The sequence below is a fragment of the Psychroserpens sp. AS72 genome, from assembly GCF_038900375.1.
Taxonomy (GTDB): Bacteria; Bacteroidota; Bacteroidia; order Flavobacteriales; family Flavobacteriaceae; genus Psychroserpens.
The window spans coordinates 38,624-64,409 of sequence record NZ_JBBMRC010000001.1 but is presented as its reverse complement, the minus strand read 5'-3'; the positions used below and the strand labels follow the sequence as shown (position 1 = coordinate 64,409).

Sequence of the window (25,786 nt, the reverse complement as noted above, 5' to 3'; positions counted from 1 at the left end):
TATGAATTGGCGTTTTGTTTGTTCAATATCTAAAAGTATCTTTACAATACAGATGAAACGTATACTCTCCAATGTCTTTTTATTTTTAATCTTGTCACTTCAAGCACAAGAGTTACCTCCTATTGAAACATTTACTGCAATAGACTATAGTGGAGACAACCAAAATTGGATGATTTCTCAGGATAGTGATGATTTCATCTATGTTGCTAACAATAAAGGCTTGCTAGAATTTAATGGATCGGTTTGGAACAATTACGTGTCCCCAAACAATTCTGTTATGAGAGCAGTAAATGTTATTGATGATAAGATTTTTACTGGTTGTTATGAAGAATTTGGGTATTGGGTAAGAAATCATTTAGGTCAATTAGAATACACCTCTTTAATTCCGAAGTTAAAAAATGCAAGCTTAAAAGATGATCAAATTTGGAATATCATCACGTATCATGAGTGGATTTTATTTCAATCGAGTCATGCACTTTACTTTTATAATAAAACAAACGACACGTTTAAAATTATTTCTTCGGAAAATATCATTTACAAAGTCTTTCTTGTTAATGAACATTTATATTATCATGTCGCAAATGAAGGTCTGTATAGAATTATTGACGGACAACCTAAGTTAATAAATAATAATCCTGTTGTTACAGAAGATCGTGTGATCAATATTTTTGAACATGAAAATCAATTACTAATCGTCACAAGAAAATCTGGGTTTTTCTTTTTGGAACATAACGCACTAAAACAATGGGACGTTTCTAGTTTTACTAAACTTAAAGAGTATAGTGTGTTTAATAGTATTCAGCTTGATGATGGAAGTTTTGTTTTAGGGACTATTTCAAACGGAATTCTAAAAATTAATACAAGTGGTGAGATTGAATATATAATAAACCAGAAAAAAGGTTTGGGTAACAATACTGTATTGTCGCTTTTTGAAGATAAAGATCATAATGTTTGGGCTGGATTAGATAATGGTATTAATTGTATCAATGTTACATCACCAATTAGAACTTTTATTGATTACGAAGGTGTTTTAGGAACCGTTTATTCTACCATTATTTTTGATAACCATTTGTATGTTGGCACCAATCAAGGTCTATTTTATAAATCATTAGCATTAAAAAATCAAGAATTTGCTTTTATTGAAGGTACAGCTGGTCAAGTCTGGACGCTTTATAACGATAATGATGAAAACCTAATCTGTGGTCATCATCTTGGCACATTTTTAATTAAAAATAATACGGCAAAAAATATAAGCCCAATTCTAGGTGCTTGGAATTTTAAAAAAATTCCTAATCATGATAATCTATTATTACAAGGAAATTACAACGGACTGCACATTATTGAAAAAGTTGAAGGCCTTTGGGGTTTGAAGCATAAAGTTGAAGGATTTAATAATTCTGCACGATTTTTTGAAATCAATAGTAATAACGAAATATTTGTAAATCATGAGTATAAAGGTTTATACAGTATGCAAATTGATGAGTTATTTAAAGAAGTTAATAACATAAAGTTACACCCAGAAGTGCCAACTAGTAAAAGTTCTAGCTTAATATCTTATCGTAATTCAATTTTATATGCTGCCAATGAAGGGATTTATAAGTATGAAAATGAAAAATCTACATTTAGTAAGGACACTTTGATTAGTAATTTATTAGTCCCTTCAGAATATACATCTGGTAAAATGGAAATTGACAATACAGGTAAACTCTGGTTGTTTTCTAAAAACAACATCAGTTATATTAAAAATGATGACCTTACTAATAATCCAGAGATTACTAATATTCCTATTCCCTCTCATTTGCGCTCTGGTGTTTTGGGTTTTGAGAATATTCAGCATATTGAAAACGAGACCTATGTTTTAGGAACCTCTATTGGTTATCTCACTTTAGATTTATCAAAAGCAGAATCTCAAAAAGAATTTATAATCTACATTAAAGATGTTTCGATTAAAAATTTAGAAGGACTTTCAGAACATGTATCTATCAATGACGATGGTGTTTTTGAACACAAAAAAGAGATCTTAACGTTTAATTATTCAGTACCTCAATATGATAAATATTTAGATGTTAAGTATCAATATCGTTTAGATGGTCACATGGAAAAATGGAGTGATTGGTCCAATAAAACTTCTATTCAATTTGAAAATCTAGCTTTTGGAGATTATCTCTTTGAGGTTAGAGCCAAAGTTGGCAATCAATTATCGCAAAATATTAGTCAGTATAAATTTAAGATTAACAGACCTTGGTATATTTCTAACATTGCACTAGCAATTTATTTATTGTCCCTAATTGGTATTGGGTTTTTAATTCATAAAGCCTATAAATTTTATTATGATAGAATTTTAAAGCATGAACAAATTAACAATGAAAAAACAGTCATTCAAATCAAAAATGAAAAATTAAATCAAGATATAGAAAGTAAAAATCGTGAACTCGTAATTTCTACTATGAGTATTATTAAAAAGAATGAACTCTTAAGCAAAATAAAGAAAGAGCTAAAGAAAAGTGACACAATAAAAGATATTGGAGATGCAATAAAATTAATTGATAACAACTTAAATAATACTAAAGATTGGAAATTCTTCAAACAAGCCTTTAATAATGCAGATAAAGACTTTTTAGATAAAATTAAAGTTGAACATCCAGACTTAACACCCAACGATTTACGATTTTGCGCCTACTTAAGACTCAATTTATCTTCAAAAGAGATTGCTCCACTACTTAATATTTCGACTAAAAGTGTTGAAACAAAAAGGTATCGACTTCGAAAACGATTGAATTTAAATCATGATGACAGCTTAGTTAATTATATCTTAAAATTTTAAGACCACTACGAGTCTGTTTTTCACCTAGACTTTACCACGACAAGTGATGTTTTATTCATTAAAACCAAGCACAGAGCCTAAATTTAACATTGGTAAACTTTGCTAGTGTATACAAAGTATCATAGCCATTAAGTAGAGTCGCTTTTAATAAAATATTGTGATGTTCGTTTTTTATCGTGGTGAAAATTATCAATTTAACAATAATTTGCTACTAAATTTACGAAAGCTTAATTCTCAACTATAGTAAAGTTTTAAGTCAAATAATAATTTTGATACTTTATTAACTAATCCAATATTTATGAAATTAAAATTTCAAAGATTTAGAATTGAAACATTCTTATGTCTCTTTTTACTATGTAGTTCATTTTCATTAATGGCTCAAACTACAGTAAAAGGAAAGGTGCTTTCGGCAGCAGATAACATGCCATTACCAGGAGCATCTATAATAGAAAAAGGCACATCTAATGGTGTCTCAACAGATTTTGATGGTAAGTTTTCATTAAATGTAACTAATGAATCTTCAATAATTGTAGTGTCATACTTAGGTTATGAAACACAAGAATTTAAAGTAAGCACCAGTGAAATGACTATTAGTCTTAAAGAAGGAAATGCTTTAGACGAAGTTATTGTTGTTGGTTACGGTACACAAAGAAAAAGTGATTTAGTAAATGCAGTTGCAACAGTAGATATAGAAGAAGCTGTATTATCTCCTACATCTGACGTAAATGAAATGCTTAGAGGTAGAATTGCAGGTTTACAAGTAAACGTTGGTGGAGGAACATTAAGACCTGGAGGAACATCAGAAATTACTTTTAGAGGTCAAGGATCTATTGAAGGTGGTACTAGTGCAATTTACGTAGTTGATGGAATTATTAGAGATGGTGGCATTGAAGATATTGATCAAGATGACATTCAATCTGTAGAATTCTTAAAAGATGCTTCAGCACAAGCAATTTATGGTTCTCGTGGTGCAAATGGTGTTGTTTTAATTACAACTAAGAGAGGTAAAAACAAAAAAATAGAAGTGAGTTATCATGGGTATTTAACTACCAAATCAATCGAAAGAAATTTTGATGTTTACAGTGGTGCAGAATTTGCTCAGTTAAAAAGAGAAGCACACAGATCAAACAATGCAGATGATTCATATTCTCTTGATGAAGATATCTTTTCTGAATTAGAATTAGAATCTATCGCAAATAACGAGTTTGTAGATTGGGAAGACGAATTAGTTAAAAATGGTCGAGTAAACAGCCAAGCATTTAGCATAAGTGGTGGTACAGAAAATACCAAGGTATTTGGTAGTCTCAATTATTTCGAAGAAGAAGGTTTAATCCCTACATCTAACTACATAAGAAAGACTTTTCGTTTAAATGTAGATCAAAAAATTAATGATAAATTCTCAGTTAATTTTGATTTGAATTTATTAAATGACGATACAGAAAGAGCTGCCAATGTTAACGTTATCACATTCTCTCCTTTAGGTAGAGCGTATGATGAAGATGGTAATCTTACAAGATTTCCAAGTGGAGAAGAATCGTCTGCTGTAAACCCAATCTGGAACCTTAGAGAACAAAATAATGAAGAAAAAGGAAACGATTTTGTTATAAACATTACACCGACTTGGCAAATTTTAGAAAATTTACAATACCAATTAAAAACCAACTTCACTAGAAGAACCTCAGAAAGAGGACAATACCAATCAACACTTAGTGGTGCTGCAGATGATGTTAGTGGTAGAGCTATTATAGATAGCCGATTACAAGAATCTTATTTGGTAGAAAACATATTAAGTTATAATAAAGAAATTAACGAGAATAATAAATTTGATATCACACTAGTTCAGTCAATTCAAGAAGACGAATCTTCAAGAACAATTTCTACAGGTGAAGGTTTTGTAAACGATGTACCAGGCTATAATGGTATTGCAGATGCAACAGGAGAAATAACTATCGGAAGGCAAAACGCAACTATAAACCGAGTAGGTTTAATGGCTAGAGGACGTTACACTTTAATGGATCGCTATTTATTTACTGCAACAGCTAGAAGTGATGCTAGTTCTGTAAATGCTGAAGGCAGTAAATGGAGTTCAAATTTTGGTGGTTCATTTGCTTGGAAATTACATAACGAGAGCTTTTTATCAGATGTTGAATCTATAAGAGAACTAAAATTAAGAGCTAGTTATGGTTCTTTAGTTAATGGTTTAAATAGATCACTTACAAGTTTTTTTAGAGCAGATGGACAAAATTATATTTTTGATGAACAATCTGAATCTGGTTATGTGCCTCTAAATGTTTTACCAAATAAAAATCTAACATTTGAAACAGTTACAACTTTTAATTTAGGTTTAGATTTTGCAGTTTTTAACAATATTCTAACTGGTAACATCAATTACTATGATGCTAGAACAACAGATTTATTATTGAAACGTCAAGTACCTTCAATTACAGGTTATGATTTTACATATTTTAATGCTGGAGAATTACAAAATACAGGTATAGAAGTTAGTTTAACAGCTAATATTATAAACAATGACAATTTTAAATGGTCAGTATCCACAAACTGGTCTAACAATGAAAACAAGATTTTAGAGCTTTATAATGACGGAGAAGGTAATGCTATTACAGAAGATGATGGTTTTGGGTATTATGTTGGTCAATCAATAGGTGTGATAAGACAATATCAATTTGATGGTATTTGGCAAGAAGGCGATGATTTCGCTAATGCACCTCAAGCAAATCCAGAGTCTACAATTTCACAAGATAATTTAAGACCTGGTGACATTAGAATTGCCGATGTTAATGGTGATGGGATAATCACTCAAGATGATCGTGTATTTACAGATCAAAATCCAGATTGGTTTGGTTCATTCTCCACCAATTTTGCTTATAAAGGATTTGATTTATTTGTAGATTTCTATGTTGTAGAAGGCGCAACTAAAGTCAACCCATTTTTATCAGACTTTAATAATGGTGGTACACTATCTGGTAAGCTAAATGGTGTAAAAGTAGATTATTACACACCAGAAAATCCATCGACAACATTTCCAAGACCTAACTATGATTCTACACCGCTTTATTTGAATTCTCTAGCGGTTAAAGACGCTTCTTATGTAAGATTAAGAACGGTTAGTTTAGGATATTCTTTACCAAATAAAACACTAGAACAAATTGGTTTAGATCAAGTTAGATTTTATGTAACAGGAAGTAATTTATTTACAAACACAGATTATATTGGATATAGTCCTGAAGTTAACATTAGAAGCACTTTTGATAGTGCAGACACTGGTTATCCAGACGCAAGAAGTTTCACTTTTGGAATACGTTTAAAATTTTAATTGATAAAAAGAAAAATTATGAAAACAATACTTTTTTATAAAGAGACAACATACAGTTTCTTTTTAGTGCTTATCTCTCTATTCACATTATCTTCTTGTGAAGACTTTTTAGAAGAACAGCCAACGACAGAAATAGACGCTAATTATATTTATTCTTCAGAAACTGGTTTAAAATCTGGTGTAGTAGGTTTATATAGCTTAGAAAGAGAACGATACGAAACTAGTACAGAGGATTACATGGGAGCTGTATTAATGTCTTCTAGAAGTGACTTAGCTTTCAGTAGAACTGGTTATACAGGTTTAATGGGAAGATATGAGAGAGGTGTTTCTCCAATAGATCAAGGAGCTAATTTTACATCTTCTCTATTTTGGGACCATTATTATAGTATTGCAACCAAAGCAACAGAAATCATTAATGCTGCAGAAATTCTTGAAAATATAGATGAGGAATCTAGAAGTCAAATCATTGCAGAAGCAAAATTCTTTAGAGCACATTCTTATTTTTACCTATACAGAATGTTCAATAATATTTATGTTACTACGGAATCTTTAGAAAGCGCATTTGAGGTGATTAACGATAAATCTTCCGAAGATGAAATATTCACATTATTAAATGACGATTTAACTTATGCAATAGCAAATTTAGATTGGATAGATACTTTTGGTCGTGTTACAAAAGGTACTGCAAAACATGTAAAAGCTAAAGTTGCAATGTGGCAAGGTGATTGGACAGAAGCCAAAAACCAAGCATTAGATATTATTGAAGGACCAGAAAGTCCTCATAGTTTAGTTGGCTCAACTGCTGATGTCTTTGCTGGAGATAGAAATAACTCTGAATCTTTATTTGTAATCCAAAGAAATAATGAACTATCTGGAGGTGGAGGTTTAAACATGATGAATGCAAATTATGTAACCCAATATTTTCAAATAAGTGGTATTGAATCAAATAATGAGCAAGGCGGAAGAGGCTTTTCACGAATATTACCAAATAGATATTTAATGGATTTAATTGCTGAAGATCCAAACGATACAAGAGATGATGACACCTATTTTAGATTAAATTGGTATTATACGTCAGGCTCTAATTTTGGAGAAGTGGTAGATAATTATGCACCATTTCCTTCAAGTGATTATCAAAATTATTATAAAAGAATGCATCCATCTTGTATAAAATTTGCTCAAGAAGATGGTAATGCAGATTCTTACCTTATAACCGGTAATATTTTAGTGTATAGATTAGCCGAAACCTATTTAATTGCTGCAGAAGCAATAATGAATTCTTCAGGTGATCCATTACCTTATATTAACGCAGTTAGAACACGAGCTAATGCTACACCTTTAATGAGTGTAGATCAACAAGCTATATTAGATGAACGTGCTAGAGAATTAGCTTTTGAAGGACAGCGTTGGTTTACTTTAAAACGTATGGGACAATCTGTAATTGATTTTCAAATGACTAACTATGCTGGAGACGGTGAATTTTTTCCTGCAAATTTTGGAGGCTCTAAAGATCCAAGAGTTAATTGGATGCCACATTTTATTAACTGGCCAATTGCTCAAAGAGATCTAGATTTATTAGGTATAGATTATCCTCAAAATGATGGATACTAAAATTTAAAACTTGACTCATCATTATAAGTTTATATTTTGTTTATAATGGTGAGTTTTTCTATAACTTTTTCAATAGCTAAAATCCCGATCCCTAATTAAAAGTAGCTATAATTATCTGCGAAACTCTATTTTCGCTTTAAAAGCCTAAACTATGCGTTACATATTTTTTGTTTTAGTCTCTCTTATATTAATGTCCTGTGAGTCTTCTAAGGTTGAAAATATTAGTTTTGCAGATAATAAAGTTATAGCTCATCGTGGTGCATGGAAAGCTAAAAATTTACCCGAAAATTCCATTGCAGCTCTTAAACATGCCATAGAATTAAATTGTACTGGCTCTGAGTTTGATGTTCGTATGACTTCAGATAATGTGCTTATCGTAACTCATGATGCAGATTATGCAGATTTAATAATTGAAAATTCTACATACGACGAGTTAGCAAAAACTAAACTTTCTAATGGAGAAATTCTTCCAAAATTAAGAGATTTTATCATTGCTGGAATGACCAATAATACCACTACAAGTCTGGTTCTCGAAATTAAACCTTCTAAAACAGAAGGTCGTAACATAGAAATCACTAACAAAATCCTAGATTTAGTAAAAGAACTAAAAGCAGATTCTTACATCTCCTATTATATTAGTTTTAGTTACGAAATTTTAAAACATATCGTTAAAGTCAATCCTAAGGCAAAAACATTATATCTGGATGGGTCAAAAGATCCTCAAGGTTTAAAAAATGATAGTATTACTGGTTTAGATTATTTAATATATAAATTAAAGAAAAAACCGCATTGGATTGAGGAAGCAAAAAAATTAGATCTAAAATTAAACGCTTGGACTGCAGATAAAACTGAAGATATTGATTGGTTAATTGCTAACGACTTTGATTACATCACAACCAATGAACCAGAATTAGTTTTTGAAAGAGAGAAGGTAAGTCCAATACATGAAGGCTATACTTTAGTTTGGAATGATGAGTTCAATGAACAAGGAAAACCAAATGCTTTAAAATGGAGTCATGAAATTGGACTAATTCGTAATATCGAAAAACAATACTACACAGATAGTTTAAAAAATTCTAGAGTGGAAGACGGATTTCTTATTCTAGAAACCCATAAAGAACAAATTAAAAACGCTGCATTTGAAAATAAAAACGTTAAAGACTGGAGAAAAAATCAAGAGTTTTCAAAATATACTGCAGCAAGTCTTACAACTAAAAACTTAGCAGAATGGACTTATGGTCGTATCGATATTAGAGCAAAATTACCAAAAGGTGTAGGCTTATGGCCTGCATTTTGGATGTTAGGTGCTAACCATAGTCAAGTTGGCTGGCCAGAAAGTGGTGAAATAGATATCATGGAGCATGTTGGTTTTGAGCCAGATTCAATCTTCGGCACTATCCACACAAAATCTTATAACCACATGAGAGGCACGCAAAAAGGAAAGAAAATTTACGTTGATAAACCTTATGATACGTTTCATACCTATACACTCGTATGGACACCAGAATACATGGATTTTATTTTAGACGGAAAAGTTTACAACCACATTATAAACGAACACAAAACAACTCAAGAGTGGCCTTTTGACCAAGATTTTTATCTTAAAATCAATGTTGCAGTAGGTGGAATGCTTGGTGGAAAAGAAGGAATTGACGATCAATCCTTTCCAAATAAAATGATGATAGATTACGTGAGAGTCTACCAAAAAGAGAACTAGGTATGAGATGGAACATAGTACTTTTAGGATTACTAATTCTAAATTTAAGTTGTGATGATAAAGTGAAATCTGATTCCGAAGCAGAACAAGATAACTTGCTAATTATTACTCCAAAACACCTCAAGGTAATGACCTACAACATGCGTTTAGATACCGCTTCAGATGGTGAAAATGCGTGGCCTAACAGAAAAGACTTTTTTTGCTCTCAGGTTTTATTTTTAGAACCAGATATTATGGGTATACAAGAAGCTAGACCTAATCAAATTGAAGATTTAAATACATCATTAACAAACTATAAATATATTGGTCATGGACGTGATGGTGAGAATGAAGGGGAATTTTCTGCTATTTATTATAACTCCAAAAAAATAAAAGTAGAACAAGAAAATACATTTTGGTTGTCGCAAACACCAAATAAAATATCTAAAGGTTGGGACGCTGCCTACCCAAGAATATGCACTTATGGTTTATTTACATTTTTAGAAAACAATCAAAAAACATGGGTATTTAATTCACATTTAGACCATGTAGGTGTTGAAGCTCAAAAAGAAGGGATGAAACTCATTCTTGAAACAATCAAATCTATAAATACAGAAAATCTACCTGTGATAGTAATGGGTGATTTTAACGTAGAGCCTAATAGTGATGTTATTTCTTCAACCAAAGTAACAATGAACGATTCAAGAGATTTAGCCAATGTAAAATTTGGTTCTATTGGTACTTTTAATGGATTCAAATATGATGAAATAGCGACAAGACGTATTGACTATATATTACTTTCAAAATCATCAAATTTTAAAGTCAATAAATATGGAGTTTTGTCAAGTGCAATTGATTTCAAATTTCCTTCAGACCATTTTTCGGTTATTGTTGAATTAGAATTTTAATATTTTTTCATGAGATTATCCCCATCTTTTTTTTACAAATTTGTTATTATTTTTTTCGTAGGAATTATAGTCATATTAGGTGCTAACAAATTAAAAGCACAAGACAATACTACTCTTAGACAAATTCTTCCAAGAACATCTACTAATTCTATTCATTTTAATAACAATATTTTAAACCAAAAAGTAGATTCTGTTTTAGCACTTATGAGAATCAATGAGAAAATTGGACAACTCGTTCAATATAGTGGTAAATGGAATATGACAGGTCCATCTTCATCAAAGGGAGACCAATACAAATTAGAAAAACTAAAAAAGGGTGAGGTTGGTTCCATGCTCAATATAACATCTGTGACTTCCATTAGAGAAACGCAACGCATCGTAATGGAGAATTCTAGATTAAAAATCCCTTTGATTTTTGCATACGATGTTATTCATGGTTATAAAACCATCTTCCCAATTCCATTAGGAGAAAGTGCAAGTTGGGATTTAAAAATCATAGAACAATCTGCTGCAGTTGCTGCAAAAGAATCTGCTGCATCAGGTTTAAACTGGACCTTTGCACCAATGATTGATGTCTCTAGAGATGCACGTTGGGGAAGAGTTATGGAAGGTGCAGGAGAAGATACTTTTTTAAATTCTGAAATTGGCGTTGCTAGAATAAAAGGCTTTCAAGGTAAGAATCTGTATGACAACTCAACAATAGCAGCATGTGCAAAACATTTTGCTGGCTATGGTTTTGGAGAAGCAGGACGTGATTACAACACCGTAAATATTGGAGAAAATGAATTACATAACGTCATTTTACCACCTTTTAAAGCTGCTGCAAAAGCTGGAGTAGCAACATTTATGAATTCTTTTAATGACATTGATGGGATTCCTGCGACAGGTCATAAAGAGTTACAAAGAAATCTATTAAAGGGTAAATGGAACTGGAATGGTTTTATAGTTTCAGATTGGGGAAGTATTGGTGAATTAGAAGCTCATGGTTATGCTGTAGACAAAAAAAATGCTGCCGAGATTGCTCTAAATGCTGGTAGTGATATGGATATGGAATCTTATGCTTACGAAGCTTTTTTAGAAACTCTACTAGATGAAAAAAAGGTATCAATTACCCAAATTGACGATGCGGTAAAACGTGTTTTGCGACTTAAATTTGAATTAGGGTTATTTGATGATCCTTATAAATATTGTAATGAAGAGCGAGAACGTACCGAAGTCTATTCCGAAGAAAATCTAGCTATTGCTCGTGATGTGGCAAAAAAATCTATAGTACTTCTCAAAAATGAAAACAACATCCTTCCGCTATCAAAAAGTATAGGCAGTATTGCTGTAATTGGTCCTTTGGCTGACGATAAAAATTCGCCATTAGGTAATTGGAGAGCTAAAGCTGAATATAATTCGGCAATATCCTTGTTAGAAGGCGTAAAAGCTTCCGTAGATAAAAACACAAAGATCTATTTTGAAAAAGGAATTGAACTTACAATTCCAACAGTAGAACCTGGACAAAATCAATTTTTATATCCTTTAAAATTCAATACAACTAATCGTTCTGGCATTAAAAAAGCTGTTGAAGCAGCTAAAAAAGCAGATGTTGTTTTGTTGGCTATTGGAGAAGATGCGTACCAAACAGGAGAAGGACGAAGCCAAACAGATATTGGCTTTAAAGGATTACAAATGGAATTATTAGAAGCTGTTAAAGCAGTAAATCCTAATATTGTGATAGTTTTAATGAATGGTCGACCAATGGATTTAAGTCGTCCTTCACAGATGGTACCTTCAATTTTAGAATGTTGGCATTTGGGTTCGCAATCTGGATATGCAATTGCAGATGTTCTTTTTGGTGATTACAATCCGTCTGGTAAATTACCTGTTTCTTTTCCTCATAATGTTGGTCAGGAGCCTTTGTATTACAATCAGAAAAACACTGGAAGACCCTATAACGTGAAGCATGTCACCTTTTCTGGATATCGAGATGCACCAAAAACCGCGTTGTATCCTTTTGGTTTTGGATTAAGCTATACTACATTTGAATATAGCGATTTAAACAGTTCTCAAACTGAAATAAAAGCAAATGGAAGCTTAACAGTTTCAGTGAATGTGACTAATACTGGAGAACATGATGGTGAAGAAGTCGTTCAACTTTATATTAGAGATGTCGTTGGCAGTTTAACACGACCAGTAAAAGAATTAAAAGGTTTTCAAAAAATAAAGCTTAGTGCAGGAGAAACCAAGACTGTTACCTTTTCTATAGATTCTGAAACTTTACAATTCTACACTGTAAACAAGATATGGGAAGTAGAACCTGGTACATTTAATGTTTGGATTGGCGGAAGTTCTGAAGCACAAATGATGACCAGTTTTAGTGTTGTTGAGTAGCTAAATTTTCTTTTCGGAAATTTTAATGCTTAATTATAAATTCATTTTCTTTATGTTTTCAATCAACAAATAATCAAGATCTTTTTTGTAAAAACACAAAATACTCGTAAAAAGCATAGTAATGTTACATATAGTACATACTTTGTTACAATAGTTTTAAGTATAAACAAAGACTTCAATTAATTTTATCATCTACAAACCAGGCACTTAAAAGAGTCTTAAAATATATGGTGATGAAAACATTTTTACTTTTTACGGGATTTCTAATATTCGGATTAACGTCCGCTCAAAACTCCATAAACTATAAAGCTATTATAAAAGATAGTAACGGTAATGTTTTAAATAACGAAACCATAGCAGTTAGATTCGGTATTATTAATGAATCTGAATTTACAACAGTTTATCAAGAACAGTTTTTATCTGTAGAAACAGACGAGAATGGACTTATCATTTTAGAGATTGGAGAAGGTAACCCATCAATTGGTTTCTTTGAGAATATTAGTTGGAATAATGGTGATTTGTATGCTTTAAAAGTTGAATTAGACATTAACGATGGTTCAGGTTATATTGATATGGGAACAAGCTCATTTAATGCTGTGCCATTCTCCCAAGTGGCTACATTAATTGCAAACATTCCATCAAGAACTCTAGAAGTAGCTGGAGTTGGTGAACAGAAATTACGAATTAATTCGAATGATGGAGACCTCACTTCTTTGGAGTTTTTAAGAACTGGATCAAGTACAGATTGGAAAATAGAAAATTCTAATACATGGTTGGATTTTTTGATATCTGAAAGTGATTTTCTAAATACTAATATAATATTTTCTCTTCATAAAGACGGTCGTTTAGGCATAAACAATAGCAATCCCGTTGAAGAACTTGATGTCACTGGAACGATTCGATCGTCTGATCTCGCTGGTTCAGGTACACGTAACGTTATTGCTGACGCACAAGGGAATCTAGTCACAGACACCCAAACAAAATTCATATCTATTAATCCAGTAGCTTTTCATGCAAAAACGCCAAGTGGAGTAGAAGTAGCATCGACTGTTATTACTGGGAATGGCCTATCAGGACAGTCTGGAGATAAGCTTTTTCAAACGAACCTAAACATTCCTCATGGAGCAACCCTTACTGGTGTATGGGTACACTATGTCGATAATTCAGCAGCCTCAAATATGACTTTCCAAATGGAAAGAAGACCAGTGAATAACAATACTTTCGTTTTAGTTGTTGATGGTGCTTCTTCAGGAAGCAGCTCTGCACATAGAGTTTATACAGTTTCTCCGTTAGGTTTTACTAATATAGATAATTCTACATACACTTATATAATGAAAGTACGTTCAACCAATTGGCAAAATCAAATGTATGTAACAGGTATTGTAATTTCTTATATAGACTGAATATTATGGCTACCCTCTAAATAAAAAGAAGTCATCCTTCATGTCTTCAATTTGAGCATCTTCATTTGTGATGATATAATCAATAGCTTGAGTGGTAAACATATCCCCTTTTGGAGTTAAAGACACAATGTTTTTGTTAATCTCAATCATATTATTTTTCAAAGCTAAATCCAAAACTGTTTTAGAACGCACTTTCTGCCAATTAATATGTTCATTTAAATGATTCACATGACGTTCTCGTTCTTCATCATGGTTTTTTAAATGGAGTAAAAAAGTAAGCAACGACACTTCTGTACGTTGTTGTTTTTCTCTGTACATCACAGCAATGACACCTTTACTTGGTGCAAATAAATAAACTAATAAAAACAATAGCCCAAGCATAGTTGATATGGATCCTGCAATTGAAGCATCAAGACCATGTGCTAACCAATATCCAGAAATAGCACTAAATACTCCAAATACAATAGAGAGTAATAGCATTTTCTTTAAATCTGTTGTCAATAAATACGCAGTTGCAGCTGGAGCAATCATCAATGCGACTACTAAAATTGCTCCAACAGCATCAAAAGCACCTACTGTCGTTACAGAAGAGACTGTCATTAACCCATAGTGAATAATTACTGGAGAGAATCCTAATGAAGCTGCCAAACCTTTATCAAACGTACTTAATTTTAGTTCTTTAAAAAATGCTAGTAACAATACAATGGTGATGATTAAAATAATACCAATCACCCAAAGTGCTTTAGGTCCAACATCAACTCCAGAAATTAGTAAACGGTCAAATGGTGCTAGAGCTAATTCTCCAACTAATACTGCATCAATATCAAGATGTACATCATTGGCTTTTTTTGCAATCATTAATACACCAATACTAAATAGGACAGGAAATACTAAACCAATTGCTGTATCTTCTTTTACTAATCCTGTTTTCTGAATATACTCTACCAAAACAACAGTAATCACTCCAGTTAATGCTGCTAATAGAATTAATAATGGTGAATTCAAATCTTGAGTGATAAAAAAACCAACGACAATTCCTGGTAATATAGAATGACTGATAGCATCGCTTATCATAGCCATTTTCCGAAGTACCAAAAACGTTCCTGGAATAGCACATGCAATAGCTACTAAACTCGCAATAAGTTGTATTTCTATTTGTGCGTTACTCATCGTTTTTTGTTAATTGGTTATATAAATTCAAAGCAGATTCAAAACCTTCGTTAGTTAAACTCCAAGTTGTGCCTTTTAAGGTCACGTAATTTTTCTCAACTAATTTTTTAAGTGTGCCTTTTGTGTAGCCTTGAAAACTATTGAGGATTTTAATTTCGTGTGGATGCGAAATATCAGCATGTGACTCTGCAATATGATACATAAACGCTAACGTTTTATGGAGTTCTAAATCGCGTCGGTTTTTTATAAATCTTATTTGCTTAAATAATAATCCTCTACTTGGAGAAAATATAAAAGAGATCAATACAAAAACTGCTGCTACCAATACTATGACTGGACCAGTAGATAAATTATTCTGACTTGCGCTAATTGCGGTTCCAACAACTCCAGAAAACGCTCCAAAAATAGCAGCTAAAAACACCATGGTTGCGAGACTGTTTGTCCATTGTCGAGCTGCAGCTGCAGGCGCCAAAAGCATCGCACTCATTAAAACAACTCCTACAGTTTGAAGTCCTAATACAATGGCTAAAACAATAAAACTAGTAATCAATATGTCTATGGCTTTTGTATTAAACCCAAGTGTTTTAGCATAGTCTTTATCAAAGAGTAATATTTTAAATTCCTTCCAAAACAACAATAATACGAAGAGACATAATCCTGTGACAATAGCCATCATCCAAACATCGCTTTCTACAAGAGTTGCTGCTTGACCAAATAAATATTTATCCAATCCAGCTTGATTAGCATTAGGTTGCTTTTGTATGAATGTGAGCAAGAGCATTCCGAAGCCAAAAAATAAAGATAAAATCAAACCAAGAGCAGTATCAGATTTGAGATGCGTTTTGGTAATGATTCCTCGAATCCAGAATGTACCAATCAATCCACTAACCAATGCTCCCAACAATAATGTATTACTATCTTTTGCACCTGTAATTAAAAATGAAATAGCTATTCCTGGCAATGCTGCGTGTGAAATGGCATCACCTAAAAGACTTTGCTTTCTTAGTACTGCAAAACTACCTAACATACCAGTGACTGCACCAAGAATTGCAGTTCCTAGTGTGATGGTTCTTAAGGTATAGTCTGTGAAGACAAGATGTATGTATTCTGTTAAGTCCATATTTCTGCGAAGGCAGGAATCTCTTCCTTTTTTCGCAATTATTTTTAATTATTATACTTTTTGACTTCTTCTATTCTTTTTGACCCTTCCGTCTTAAACTCTTCTCTGAGTTTAAATCCACCTTCCCTTGAAAAAAGGGAAGGAATTTTAAATTGCTATTTTATTAAAAATATTTAAACTTATTTTAAAACTGCACTAATCCAATGTACAGTGTGTTATCACCTATGAAATTTCTACCTTCCCAGGAATGGGCTACTCTTGTATACTCACTTTATAATTAATACCATAAGTCTTCGTCAAATTATCATCATTAAAAATATCTTTAACTGGACCTGTGGCTATTTTTTTAACGTTCAAAAATGTTACCCAATCAAAATATTCTGGAACCGTTTGTAAATCGTGATGTACCACTATTACTGTTTTTCCTGCTTTTCGTAATTCTTTTAAAATATTAATAATCGCGATTTCTGTAGTAGCATCAACACCTTGAAATGGTTCGTCCATAAAATAGATCGAAGCATCTTGTACTAAAGCACGTGCTAGAAATATACGTTGCTGTTGACCACCTGACAACTGACTTATTTGTCTACTTTTAAAAGCTAACATACCGACTTTTTCAAGCGCTTCTAAAGCAGCTTTCTTTTGTTTTTGACGAGGACGTTTAATCCAACCTAAACTACCGTAAGTTCCCATTGTAACCACATCGAGAGCTGTTGTTGGAAAATCCCAATCTACACTTCCTTTTTGTGGTACATAAGCGACGAGAGAACGTTGCTTTTCGTATGATTTACCGTAGATAGAAACACTTCCAGCTATGGGTTTTAGAATTCCTAATATGGATTTAATAAGCGTAGATTTTCCCGCACCATTTGGTCCAACAATAGCCATCAAAACGCCTTCTGGGATTTCTAAATCGATATCCCAAAGTACAGGTTTGTAATTGTATGCAACGGTTAAATCGTCTACTTGTACTGCTATTTTTTGTTTCATTTTTTTTATAATTGCTGTCATTCAAAAGGAGGCACGACTAAAGAATCTTTTACTAATAGTTTTTAGATTCTTCGCCTCGCTCTGAATGACACAAAGCATTTATTTTAAAGCATTCACAATCGTATTCACATTATACTCAAACATTCCAATATAAGTGCCTTCAATTGTTCCTGAGTTCCCTAAAGAATCAGAATATAAAGTGCCTCCTATTTCAACGTCATGTCCTTTAGATTTTACGGCAGCTTGTAATGCCTCTATAGTTCGCTTAGGAACTGAACTCTCAACAAAAATTGCCTTAATTTGTTTTTCTATTATGAATGTAGACAATTTCTGTACATCTTGCACTCCAGCTTCTGTAGCAGTAGATAATCCTTGTAAGCCAACAACTTCAAAGTCGTATGCTTTTCCGAAGTAATTAAATGCATCATGCGCTGTCACCAATATTCTTTTTTCCTTCGGAAGTGTCTTAATAGTGGCTATTATTTTTGTTTGTAGTGCGTCTAAATCTGCTAAGTACTTAGTTTCATTTGCTTTAAAATTATCTGCATTTTCAGGATTTTTTTCTGAAAGTACTTGCGTTATTTTTTTAGCAAATTGTTTGAAATACTCAATATCAAACCACACATGCGGATCGTAATTAGACGCAAAATAATCTGATCCAATCAATGTGTTTTTATCTAATTCTTCACCTAAAGCAATTGGCGTTTTTGTTGCAGTTCCCATTTTTTCGAAAACCTCTACGAGTTTACCTTCAAGATGTAAACCATTATAAAAAATCACGTTTGCTTCTACTAATTTTGTCACATCGCCTTCACTTGCTTTGTACAAGTGAGGATCTACTCCACTACCCATTAAACCTTGAACGTTTATGTAGTCTCCACCAATGTTTTTAACTAAATCGGTAATCATTGATGTTGTTGTGACGACATTTAATTTTCCGTTAGATTTTGTGTCATTTTTACAGCTGAAAATTGCCACTAAAACTAAAAATACAAGTATGTTTTTTTTCATAATATTTATTTTGCAAGTATTCTAAAGCTTGCTCCTAGACCTAATAATAAGTCTTGTCCTTTTGTAATACTTGTACCTACGTAAGCGTCTAATTGTAAGTTGTTAGAGACTAAATAAGTGACTCCTGCATCCCAATAATGGTTAGCCGAACTATCTTCTGGAAAATCACCATAAATTTCTGCATATACACCAAATTCATCTGTTAAACTATAACCATATGCTACTGAATAAATAGCTGCAGCTTCTGATGAGTCATTTCCCCATTGCGCTCCTATATTATAACCTAAACTCGATTTTTCACTCAATGTATAAGAAAAAGAAAACCTAAAATCTACAGCAGTTGTTTCTGGTCGATAATCTTGTGAGGCTGTAAATAAAGGGTAAACTTGACCAATCAAGGCTATTTCAGGTATTCCATTTTTTTCTTCAGCAATGTCAATTTTTACACCTAGTAATAGTGGAGACAGTCCACTCGTTACATTATTTAATTTATTCCCATTAACTTTTGTTGTTCCCTCAACAAAATCCCATCCTAAACGTAGCTCTACATTATCGAGAAGACCGTAGCGTAAAAGTGTTGTATTGTATGTGTAGTTTTCTAACTGTATTGAGTTTTCTTCAAAAGACTCATATAAACCACCAGATTCTATTTGAAAAACGCCTTTCCCTACTGTTGACGACGCTTCTGTAGCATCTGGTCTATCAGTCACTAAAGGTGTTGGTGATTTGCTTGGTTTTATATCATCTTGAGCAAAAATTGCTCCAGTACTTAATAATAAGCCAATGTATGTAAATCTAATTTTCATCAACATAAATAATTTTAGTAAAATCTTCATTCAAAACAAGCGTATTAGATCCAATAGAAATTTGGGTCATTTTATTACTAATAAATTGCTTTGAAACCGTTAATGTGTTTCTATATTTAATCTCATTTTGAGCACAGAAATCAAAAAACTCCTTATCATCACTCATCAATCTAGAAATGATATATGTTTTACCTTCTTTTGCTTCGGAAAGTGAGATAGATGTATCTTCTGTGGTTATTTTTCCATCTGCATTTGGGATAGGATCTCCATGAGGATCAAACTTAGGATGACCTAAATAAGAGCTTATCTTATCGGCTAATAAATCTGATGTTTGATGTTCTAACAATTCGGCTTCACGATGAATATCATGCAACGACATATCAAACATCTTAAACAAAAACGCTTCCCAAAGACGATGCTTTCTCACAACATTAAGTGCCATTTTGGTACCTTTTTCTGTGAGTTGGAGTTCCTGGTATTTTTCGTAATTTAATAAATCTTTGGCTGCAAGTTTTTTAGCCATATCTGTAGCTGCCGCATTAGAAATACCAAGTTTCTTGGCTATATTACCAGGCTTGGTGTTTTTAATATCATGATTATCGTTATTGTAAATTGCTTTTACAAAGTTCTCAATCGCTACAGACATTTATTAGTGCTTTAATTAATTTTTAAGTATACTTAAATATTTTACAAATGTAACTAAAATTTATAATTCATCAACATATAAAGACAAAATCTAAATAATTATTATAATTTAGTTAAACACACGCTAACAACAATCCTTTAATTTTAAAGTCATGTCGTTCAAAATATTCATGGTAATAGTTCTCTTTTTTGGATGTTGTCATGCCCAAAAATTAATTAAACCTTTAGGCTTTAATAAAGATTCTATTTCTATAAATACTAATATTAAACTACATGACGCAGTGTCTTTTGAAAATTTGATAATTACCTTTGAGAAGGTAATTGTAGATTCTAGATGTCCTAAAGGTGTACAATGTGTGAGAGCTGGAGAAGCAAAAGTTTTAATCTCAATTTTTGAAGATGGAATCTTTCTTGAAAATAAAGTTATTATTATAGATCCAGAAGGGTATATTTTTAAAAACAATATGTTTTATAAAAAAAAGACGTATGAATTATACTTAAGTGCTCTGCATCCACATCCAAAAGCTGATGAAAAAATTACAGACGAGACTTACAATGCAGATTTTTTTGTAATGCGAAATTACCGTCAATGACAGCCACAATCACTTTCGCCACAAGCTTTAGATCCAGCTGTTTTCTTCTTAGGAAGCGCTCCAAACTTATGCAACAAAAACCATATTGCTAGAGCAACTGCTATAAAAACTAATATGTTTTGAATAATTGTGTTCATAATTACTTGGTCGCGATTTTATCTAATACTTTACTTTAATAATTGATAAGCAATTAAAGCTACAACATAAGCAAAAGCTGACATTATAACCAGTTGATACATTGGCCATTTCCAGGAGTTCGTTTCTCGTTTTACAATTGCTAATGTACTCATACATTGCATGGCAAAGGCATAAAAAAGGAGAAGTGAGATTCCGCTAGCAAAATTAAACAAAGGACCTCCTAAAATTGGATTGACTTCTCCTGCCATACGGTTTTTAATCGTTTCTTCTTCATCACTTCCAACACTATAAATTGTCGCTAGTGTACCTACAAAAACTTCTCGTGCTGCAAATGAACTTACAATAGCGATTCCTATTTTCCAATCATAACCTAATGGTCTAATAGCTGGTTCAATAGCATGTCCTGCAATACCAATAAAAGAATGTTCTAGTTGATGTGATGAAATTTTTTGTTGCAATTCTTCCGAAGATAAATTTTCCGAAGCATATTGCGTTGTTACAATTTCTTCAGCATTATTAAAGTCGTCTCCAGGTCCATAAGATGCAAGAAACCAAAGCACAATTGATATGGCTAAAATGATTTTTCCTGCTCCAAATACAAAAGATTTAGTCTTTTCTAAAACCGTTAAGGCAACGTTTTTAAATAATGGCAACTTATAATTTGGCATTTCTACCACAAAGAACGTTTTACTCTTAATTTTTAAAACTTTATTTAAAATCCAAGCCGATATTATTGCTGCTCCAAACCCAATGAGATAGAGTAACATCAAGGTTAGAGCTTGATAACTCAAACCAAAGAAACGACCTTCTGGTATAACTAATGAAATGATTATCAAATACACTGGTAATCGTGCAGAACAGGTTGTGAAAGGTGTTACTAATATGGTGATTAATCGTTCTTTCCAACTTTCTATATTTCTAGTAGCCATAATTGCTGGAATAGCACATGCTGTACCTGATATTAATGGTACTACACTTTTTCCGCTTAAACCAAAACGTCTCATAATGCGATCCATTAAAAAGACAACGCGACTCATATAACCGCTTTCTTCTAAGACTGCAATGAATAGGAATAAAAATGCAATCTGCGGAATAAATATTACAATTCCACCCAACCCAGGAATAATACCTTCGGCAATTAAACTGGTAAAAGCACCTTCTGGTATGACATTTTTAGTCCATTCACTTAACGAAGCAAATGCGCTATCAATAAAATCCATAGGAACACTTGACCAATCATAAATGGCTTGAAAAATAGTAAGTAAAATAACTCCAAAAATTAAATAACCCCAAACCTTGTGAGTCAATATTCTATCTAATTTTATTCTAAGATCTTTAGCAGATTTGAGATCAATAGTCTGCCCTTTTTTAAGTGTATTATTAATAAATTGATAGCGTTTTATAGTCTCTTTTTGCTGTAAACGCTTAAGATCTGCTTTACCTTTTGTTTTAAAACTATTAATGGCATCAACTTCGTTTCTATTTACATTTCCGAAGTTAACATCTTGCGTAATAACCAACCACAGCTTATATAATAACTGATTTGGAAATGCTTGTCTCAGTTTATCAAAATACTCGTTATCAATTTCCGAAGCATTTAAACAAGGAACAGTTGAAAGTTCTTTATAATTAGCAATTAACTCTTTGAGATTATCTATACCTCTTTTTTTTCTAGTACTTATAAGTGCAATTTTAGTTTGCAGTTCTTTTTCTAAATATGCAATATCTAATTGGATGCCTTTATAAACCATCCTATCAGACATATTGATAACCAAAATTGTAGGAATCTCTAAGTCTTTAATTTGAGTATATAAAAGTAGGTTACGTTTTAAATTTTCTACATCACTTACAACAACTGCAACATCAGGAAAATCCTTATCGTTCTTATTGAGAAGCAACTCAATCACTACATTCTCATCAAGAGAAGAGGCATTTAAACTATACGTTCCTGGTAAATCAATGATATGTGCTTTTACACCTCTTGGAAGTTTACAAATACCTTCTTTTTTCTCAACCGTAATTCCTGGATAATTACCAACTTTTTGATTTAAGCCTGTAAGTGAGTTAAATACTGAGGTTTTTCCAGTATTTGGATTTCCTATAAGTGCAACGTTAATTTGTTTAGGCATTAGAAATCTCGATTAGAATATGAATTGCGGTTTCTTTTCGTATGGCTAAATGTGTCCCATTTATATTAAGATACATTGGATCTGCAAAAGGAGCTACTTGTACAAGCTCAACAGAATTGCCAGGTAAACATCCCATTTCTAAGAGTTTAAGAGGTATATGAATTGATGAAACATCGATAATTGTACCTTGTTGACCTCGTTTGATATCTGCTAATGTGAGTTGCAAGCTTATTTAGATTGATTTTAAGTAAGCAAAAGTAAAGGAAAAAATTAGTGTAAAAAAATTGTAGTCGTTTTTTATTGATATTCCTTTTTAAGTCTCTTGATATCTTGAATCAAAGAGTCTACAGAAGTTGAGCTTATTCCATTATATAAACCTCTAATTTGCTTGTCTTTATCTATAAGCGCGAAATTCTCGGTATGTATCATTCCATAGTCTTCAGAATTATCATCTTTAACCACTAAATATGATTTTCTTGCTAAGTCGTAAATTTGTTTTCGGTCTCCTGTGACGAGGTTCCATTTTTTATCGATGACACCTTTTTCAATAGCATAGCGTTTTAATTGTGCTACCGAATCAATTTCTGGAGTAACAGAGTGAGACAGCAACATTACTTCATCATCATATAATATTTCATTTTGAACACGAACCATTTGATCTGTCATTATGGGACAAATTGTTTGACAAGTTGTAAAAAAGAAATCTGCTACATAAATTTTATCTTTATAATTGTCTTGAGTAATCGTTTCTCCATTTTGATTTACCAGCTTGAAATCTGAAATTTTATGATACTTTTTTTTATGCTGAATAGTGCTATCCACCAATGACGCATCTACTCTATTAGGTTGATAAATTGGCAATGGTTTTTCTATAGCTAAGGCAGAGTAAATAAAATAAATAATCACCGTAGAAACTATCGCAAGTACGATAAAAAACAATTTTAGCTGTTTTAGATATCTCAACATAAACTGATATTTAGGACTTTATATAAAGTGAATTGTAAGTTTGGAATGCAAAAATACGACACTATACCAACAAATTACCTACTTTTATCATGCTATATTTGAATAAAAAGAAAAACATAATACCATGAAATTACGACTACTCCTTTTTTTTGGTCTCTGCTCAGCAGTATCCTTTTCACAAGATTATAACGAAACTCTAGATGCCATCAGTGAGTCTGAAGCTAAGTCTGCATTAAATCACATGATGCAACGCTCTAATCTTAACACAGGTAATTACGATTTAAAATATAATAGACTAGAATTAGACATAGACCCTTCAGTGGCTTTTATTGCTGGTGAAGTTACAAGTTATTTTGAGGCAAAGAGTGATATGACCACCATTACCTTTGATTTGACTTCAAACATGATTGTGTCTCAGGTTTTACAAAGAGGAAATGCATTAGCTTTTACTCAGAATACTGATGATGAATTAGTCATCACTTTACCAACAATTCTAAATACAGGTGTTTTAGATTCTCTTACTGTAAGTTATTCTGGAAATCCAATCAGTTCTGGATTAGGGTCATTTGAACAAACGCAACACAATGGAGACCCAATAATTTGGACACTTTCTGAACCTTATGGTGCAAAAGCTTGGTGGCCATGTAAGCAAGATTTAATTGACAAAATAGATTCTGTAGATGTATTTATGACAACGCCTCAATTTAATCCATCTAATGAAGAATATATATCTGTAGCAAATGGTCTTGAGCAAAGTCAAAGTATTGAAGGAACAAATAAAACAACCCATTATAAACATCGTTACCCAATACCAGCATATTTAATTGCGATTGCTGCAACCAATTATGAAGTCTATTCTCACACAGTACCAAATAATGGAAATCCGTTTGATATCGTAAACTACGTCTATCCAGAAGCGCTTGCAAACGCACAAGCTAACACACCAATTACAGTAGATATCATGAATATTTACAGTAATCTTTTTGAAGAATATCCTTATGCAGATGAAAAATATGGACATGCTCAATTTGGTTGGGGAGGCGGAATGGAACACACGACCGTTTCCTTTATGGGAAGCTTTGGTCGTAATCTTGTTGCACATGAATTAGCACATCAATGGTTTGGTAATAAAATTACCTGCGGAAGTTGGAAAGACATCTGGCTTAACGAAGGTTTTGCCACTTACCTGTCTGGAATTATCATAGAAAACCTTGATGGCAATGACGATTTTACATCTTGGAAACAGCAACGAAATAACTCTATTACCTCACAACCAGATGGAGCTGTGTATCTCACAGACCAAGATACAACCAGTGTTAATAGAATATTTAGTAGTAGATTATCTTACAATAAAGGATCTATGGTTTTACATATGCTTCGGAAAAAACTTGGAGACACTCCATTTTTCCTAGCGATGCAAACATATTTAGCCAGTTCAGAGCACGCTTATGATTATGCTAAAACGGAAGATTTCATCAATATCGTTGAAACGTCGTCTGGTGAAGATTTAACTGAGTTTTTTGATGATTGGTTATACAATCAAGGATATCCTAGTTATACAATTAACTGGAATCAGCCATCAACAAACCAAGTGTCTATAACGATTAACCAAACGCAAAGTCATGCATCGGTTTCCTTTTTTGAAGCGCCTGTTCCTGTACGTTTAATTGGTACACTTGGTGAAACACTAAATCTTGTTTTAGATAACAACACTAATGGGCAACACTTTTTAGAACCCGTTAATTTTGAAGTTCAGAACATTCTATTTGACCCAGAGTCTGATTTAATTTCACAAAATAATAGTGTGCTTTTAGGTGTTGATGATTTGGAAATAGCGGATTCATTGTTGTTGTATCCTAACCCAACTTCACAAGTTTTATTTATAGACAAACCTTCTAGCTTGGATATTTCAGAAGTGAAAATTTTTAATCCGTTAGGTCTACTCGTAAATCAGTTTCCGTTCAACGCTACAATAGACACGACTGATTGGGCTTCTGGTTTATTCTTTATTCAATTTCAAACCAAAGTTGGAGTCATTACTAAAACGGTGTTAAAAAAGTAAGTAT

19 protein-coding genes are annotated in these 25,786 nt (G+C 32.4%); 9 read left to right on the top strand and 10 right to left on the bottom strand.

Annotated features, from left to right (window positions below):
* Positions 1-52 precede the first annotated feature (52 nt).
* The 7 genes from WNY78_RS00245 (at position 53) to WNY78_RS00215 (ending at position 14,152) form a co-directional block, all read left to right on the top strand.
* On the top strand, positions 53-2,824 hold the full coding sequence (locus WNY78_RS00245; protein WP_342871167.1) for a triple tyrosine motif-containing protein: 2,772 nt from the start codon (positions 53-55) through the stop codon (positions 2,822-2,824).
* A 298-nt stretch (positions 2,825-3,122) separates the two neighbouring features.
* Complete coding sequence (locus WNY78_RS00240) at positions 3,123-6,158, top strand: TonB-dependent receptor (RefSeq protein ID WP_342871166.1); 3,036 nt, start codon at positions 3,123-3,125, stop codon at positions 6,156-6,158.
* Positions 6,159-6,176: 18 nt separating this feature from the next.
* Positions 6,177-7,769 (top strand): RagB/SusD family nutrient uptake outer membrane protein, encoded by a 1,593-nt coding sequence (locus tag WNY78_RS00235; protein WP_342871165.1) that lies wholly within the window; start codon positions 6,177-6,179, stop codon positions 7,767-7,769.
* A gap of 151 nt (positions 7,770-7,920) precedes the next feature.
* Positions 7,921-9,486 (top strand): family 16 glycosylhydrolase, encoded by a 1,566-nt coding sequence (locus WNY78_RS00230; protein ID WP_342871164.1) that lies wholly within the window; start codon positions 7,921-7,923, stop codon positions 9,484-9,486.
* A gap of 2 nt (positions 9,487-9,488) precedes the next feature.
* Positions 9,489-10,373: an endonuclease/exonuclease/phosphatase family protein gene (locus WNY78_RS00225; RefSeq protein ID WP_342871163.1), complete on the top strand. Its 885-nt coding sequence runs from the start codon at positions 9,489-9,491 to the stop codon at positions 10,371-10,373.
* Positions 10,374-10,382: 9 nt separating this feature from the next.
* Entirely contained in the window at positions 10,383-12,749 is a 2,367-nt protein-coding gene (gene bglX / locus WNY78_RS00220) for a beta-glucosidase BglX (protein ID WP_342871162.1), read from the top strand.
* Between the two features lie 233 nt (positions 12,750-12,982).
* On the top strand, positions 12,983-14,152 hold the full coding sequence (locus WNY78_RS00215; RefSeq protein ID WP_342871161.1) for a hypothetical protein: 1,170 nt from the start codon (positions 12,983-12,985) through the stop codon (positions 14,150-14,152).
* A gap of 9 nt (positions 14,153-14,161) precedes the next feature.
* Here the strand turns inward: WNY78_RS00215 and WNY78_RS00210 are convergent, their stop codons facing one another.
* The 6 genes from WNY78_RS00210 to WNY78_RS00185 all read right to left on the bottom strand — a co-directional run bounded on the left by WNY78_RS00210 (position 14,162) and on the right by WNY78_RS00185 (position 19,895).
* A complete protein-coding gene (locus WNY78_RS00210; RefSeq protein ID WP_342871160.1) occupies positions 14,162-15,322 on the bottom strand; it encodes a metal ABC transporter permease in 1,161 nt (386 codons plus the stop codon).
* Positions 15,315-16,442, bottom strand: a complete 1,128-nt coding sequence (locus tag WNY78_RS00205) for a metal ABC transporter permease (protein WP_342871159.1) — start codon at positions 16,440-16,442, stop codon at positions 15,315-15,317. The genes WNY78_RS00210 and WNY78_RS00205 overlap by 8 nt, the downstream gene beginning before the upstream one ends.
* A gap of 252 nt (positions 16,443-16,694) precedes the next feature.
* Positions 16,695-17,432 (bottom strand): metal ABC transporter ATP-binding protein, encoded by a 738-nt coding sequence (locus WNY78_RS00200; protein WP_342871158.1) that lies wholly within the window; start codon positions 17,430-17,432, stop codon positions 16,695-16,697.
* Between the two features lie 99 nt (positions 17,433-17,531).
* Complete coding sequence (locus WNY78_RS00195) at positions 17,532-18,443, bottom strand: zinc ABC transporter substrate-binding protein (RefSeq protein ID WP_342871157.1); 912 nt, start codon at positions 18,441-18,443, stop codon at positions 17,532-17,534.
* Between the two features lie 5 nt (positions 18,444-18,448).
* Positions 18,449-19,249: a transporter gene (locus WNY78_RS00190; protein WP_342871156.1), complete on the bottom strand. Its 801-nt coding sequence runs from the start codon at positions 19,247-19,249 to the stop codon at positions 18,449-18,451.
* Positions 19,239-19,895, bottom strand: coding sequence for a metal-dependent transcriptional regulator (locus WNY78_RS00185; RefSeq protein ID WP_342871155.1), 657 nt, complete (start codon positions 19,893-19,895; stop codon positions 19,239-19,241). Before WNY78_RS00185 ends, WNY78_RS00190 begins: the two co-directional genes overlap by 11 nt.
* Positions 19,896-20,046: 151 nt before the next feature.
* Between WNY78_RS00185 and WNY78_RS00180 the strand changes: the two genes are divergently transcribed.
* Positions 20,047-20,487, top strand: a complete 441-nt coding sequence (locus tag WNY78_RS00180; protein ID WP_342871154.1) for a hypothetical protein — start codon at positions 20,047-20,049, stop codon at positions 20,485-20,487.
* On the opposite strand, the gene WNY78_RS00175 is transcribed toward WNY78_RS00180, so the two are convergent.
* The 4 genes from WNY78_RS00175 to WNY78_RS00160 form a co-directional block, all read right to left on the bottom strand.
* A complete protein-coding gene (locus tag WNY78_RS00175) occupies positions 20,481-20,624 on the bottom strand; it encodes a FeoB-associated Cys-rich membrane protein (protein ID WP_342871153.1) in 144 nt (47 codons plus the stop codon). The genes WNY78_RS00180 and WNY78_RS00175 overlap by 7 nt on opposite strands.
* Positions 20,625-20,654: 30 nt before the next feature.
* Positions 20,655-22,754, bottom strand: coding sequence for a ferrous iron transport protein B (feoB, locus tag WNY78_RS00170; protein WP_342871152.1), 2,100 nt, complete (start codon positions 22,752-22,754; stop codon positions 20,655-20,657).
* Positions 22,747-22,980, bottom strand: coding sequence for a FeoA family protein (locus WNY78_RS00165; protein ID WP_342871151.1), 234 nt, complete (start codon positions 22,978-22,980; stop codon positions 22,747-22,749). The genes feoB and WNY78_RS00165 overlap by 8 nt, the downstream gene beginning before the upstream one ends.
* Before the next feature lie 71 nt (positions 22,981-23,051).
* Positions 23,052-23,720, bottom strand: coding sequence for an SCO family protein (locus tag WNY78_RS00160; protein ID WP_342871150.1), 669 nt, complete (start codon positions 23,718-23,720; stop codon positions 23,052-23,054).
* 124 nt (positions 23,721-23,844) lie between these two features.
* Between WNY78_RS00160 and WNY78_RS00155 the strand changes: the two genes are divergently transcribed.
* Positions 23,845-25,782, top strand: a complete 1,938-nt coding sequence (locus tag WNY78_RS00155) for a M1 family aminopeptidase (RefSeq protein ID WP_342871149.1) — start codon at positions 23,845-23,847, stop codon at positions 25,780-25,782.
* Positions 25,783-25,786 lie beyond the last annotated feature (4 nt).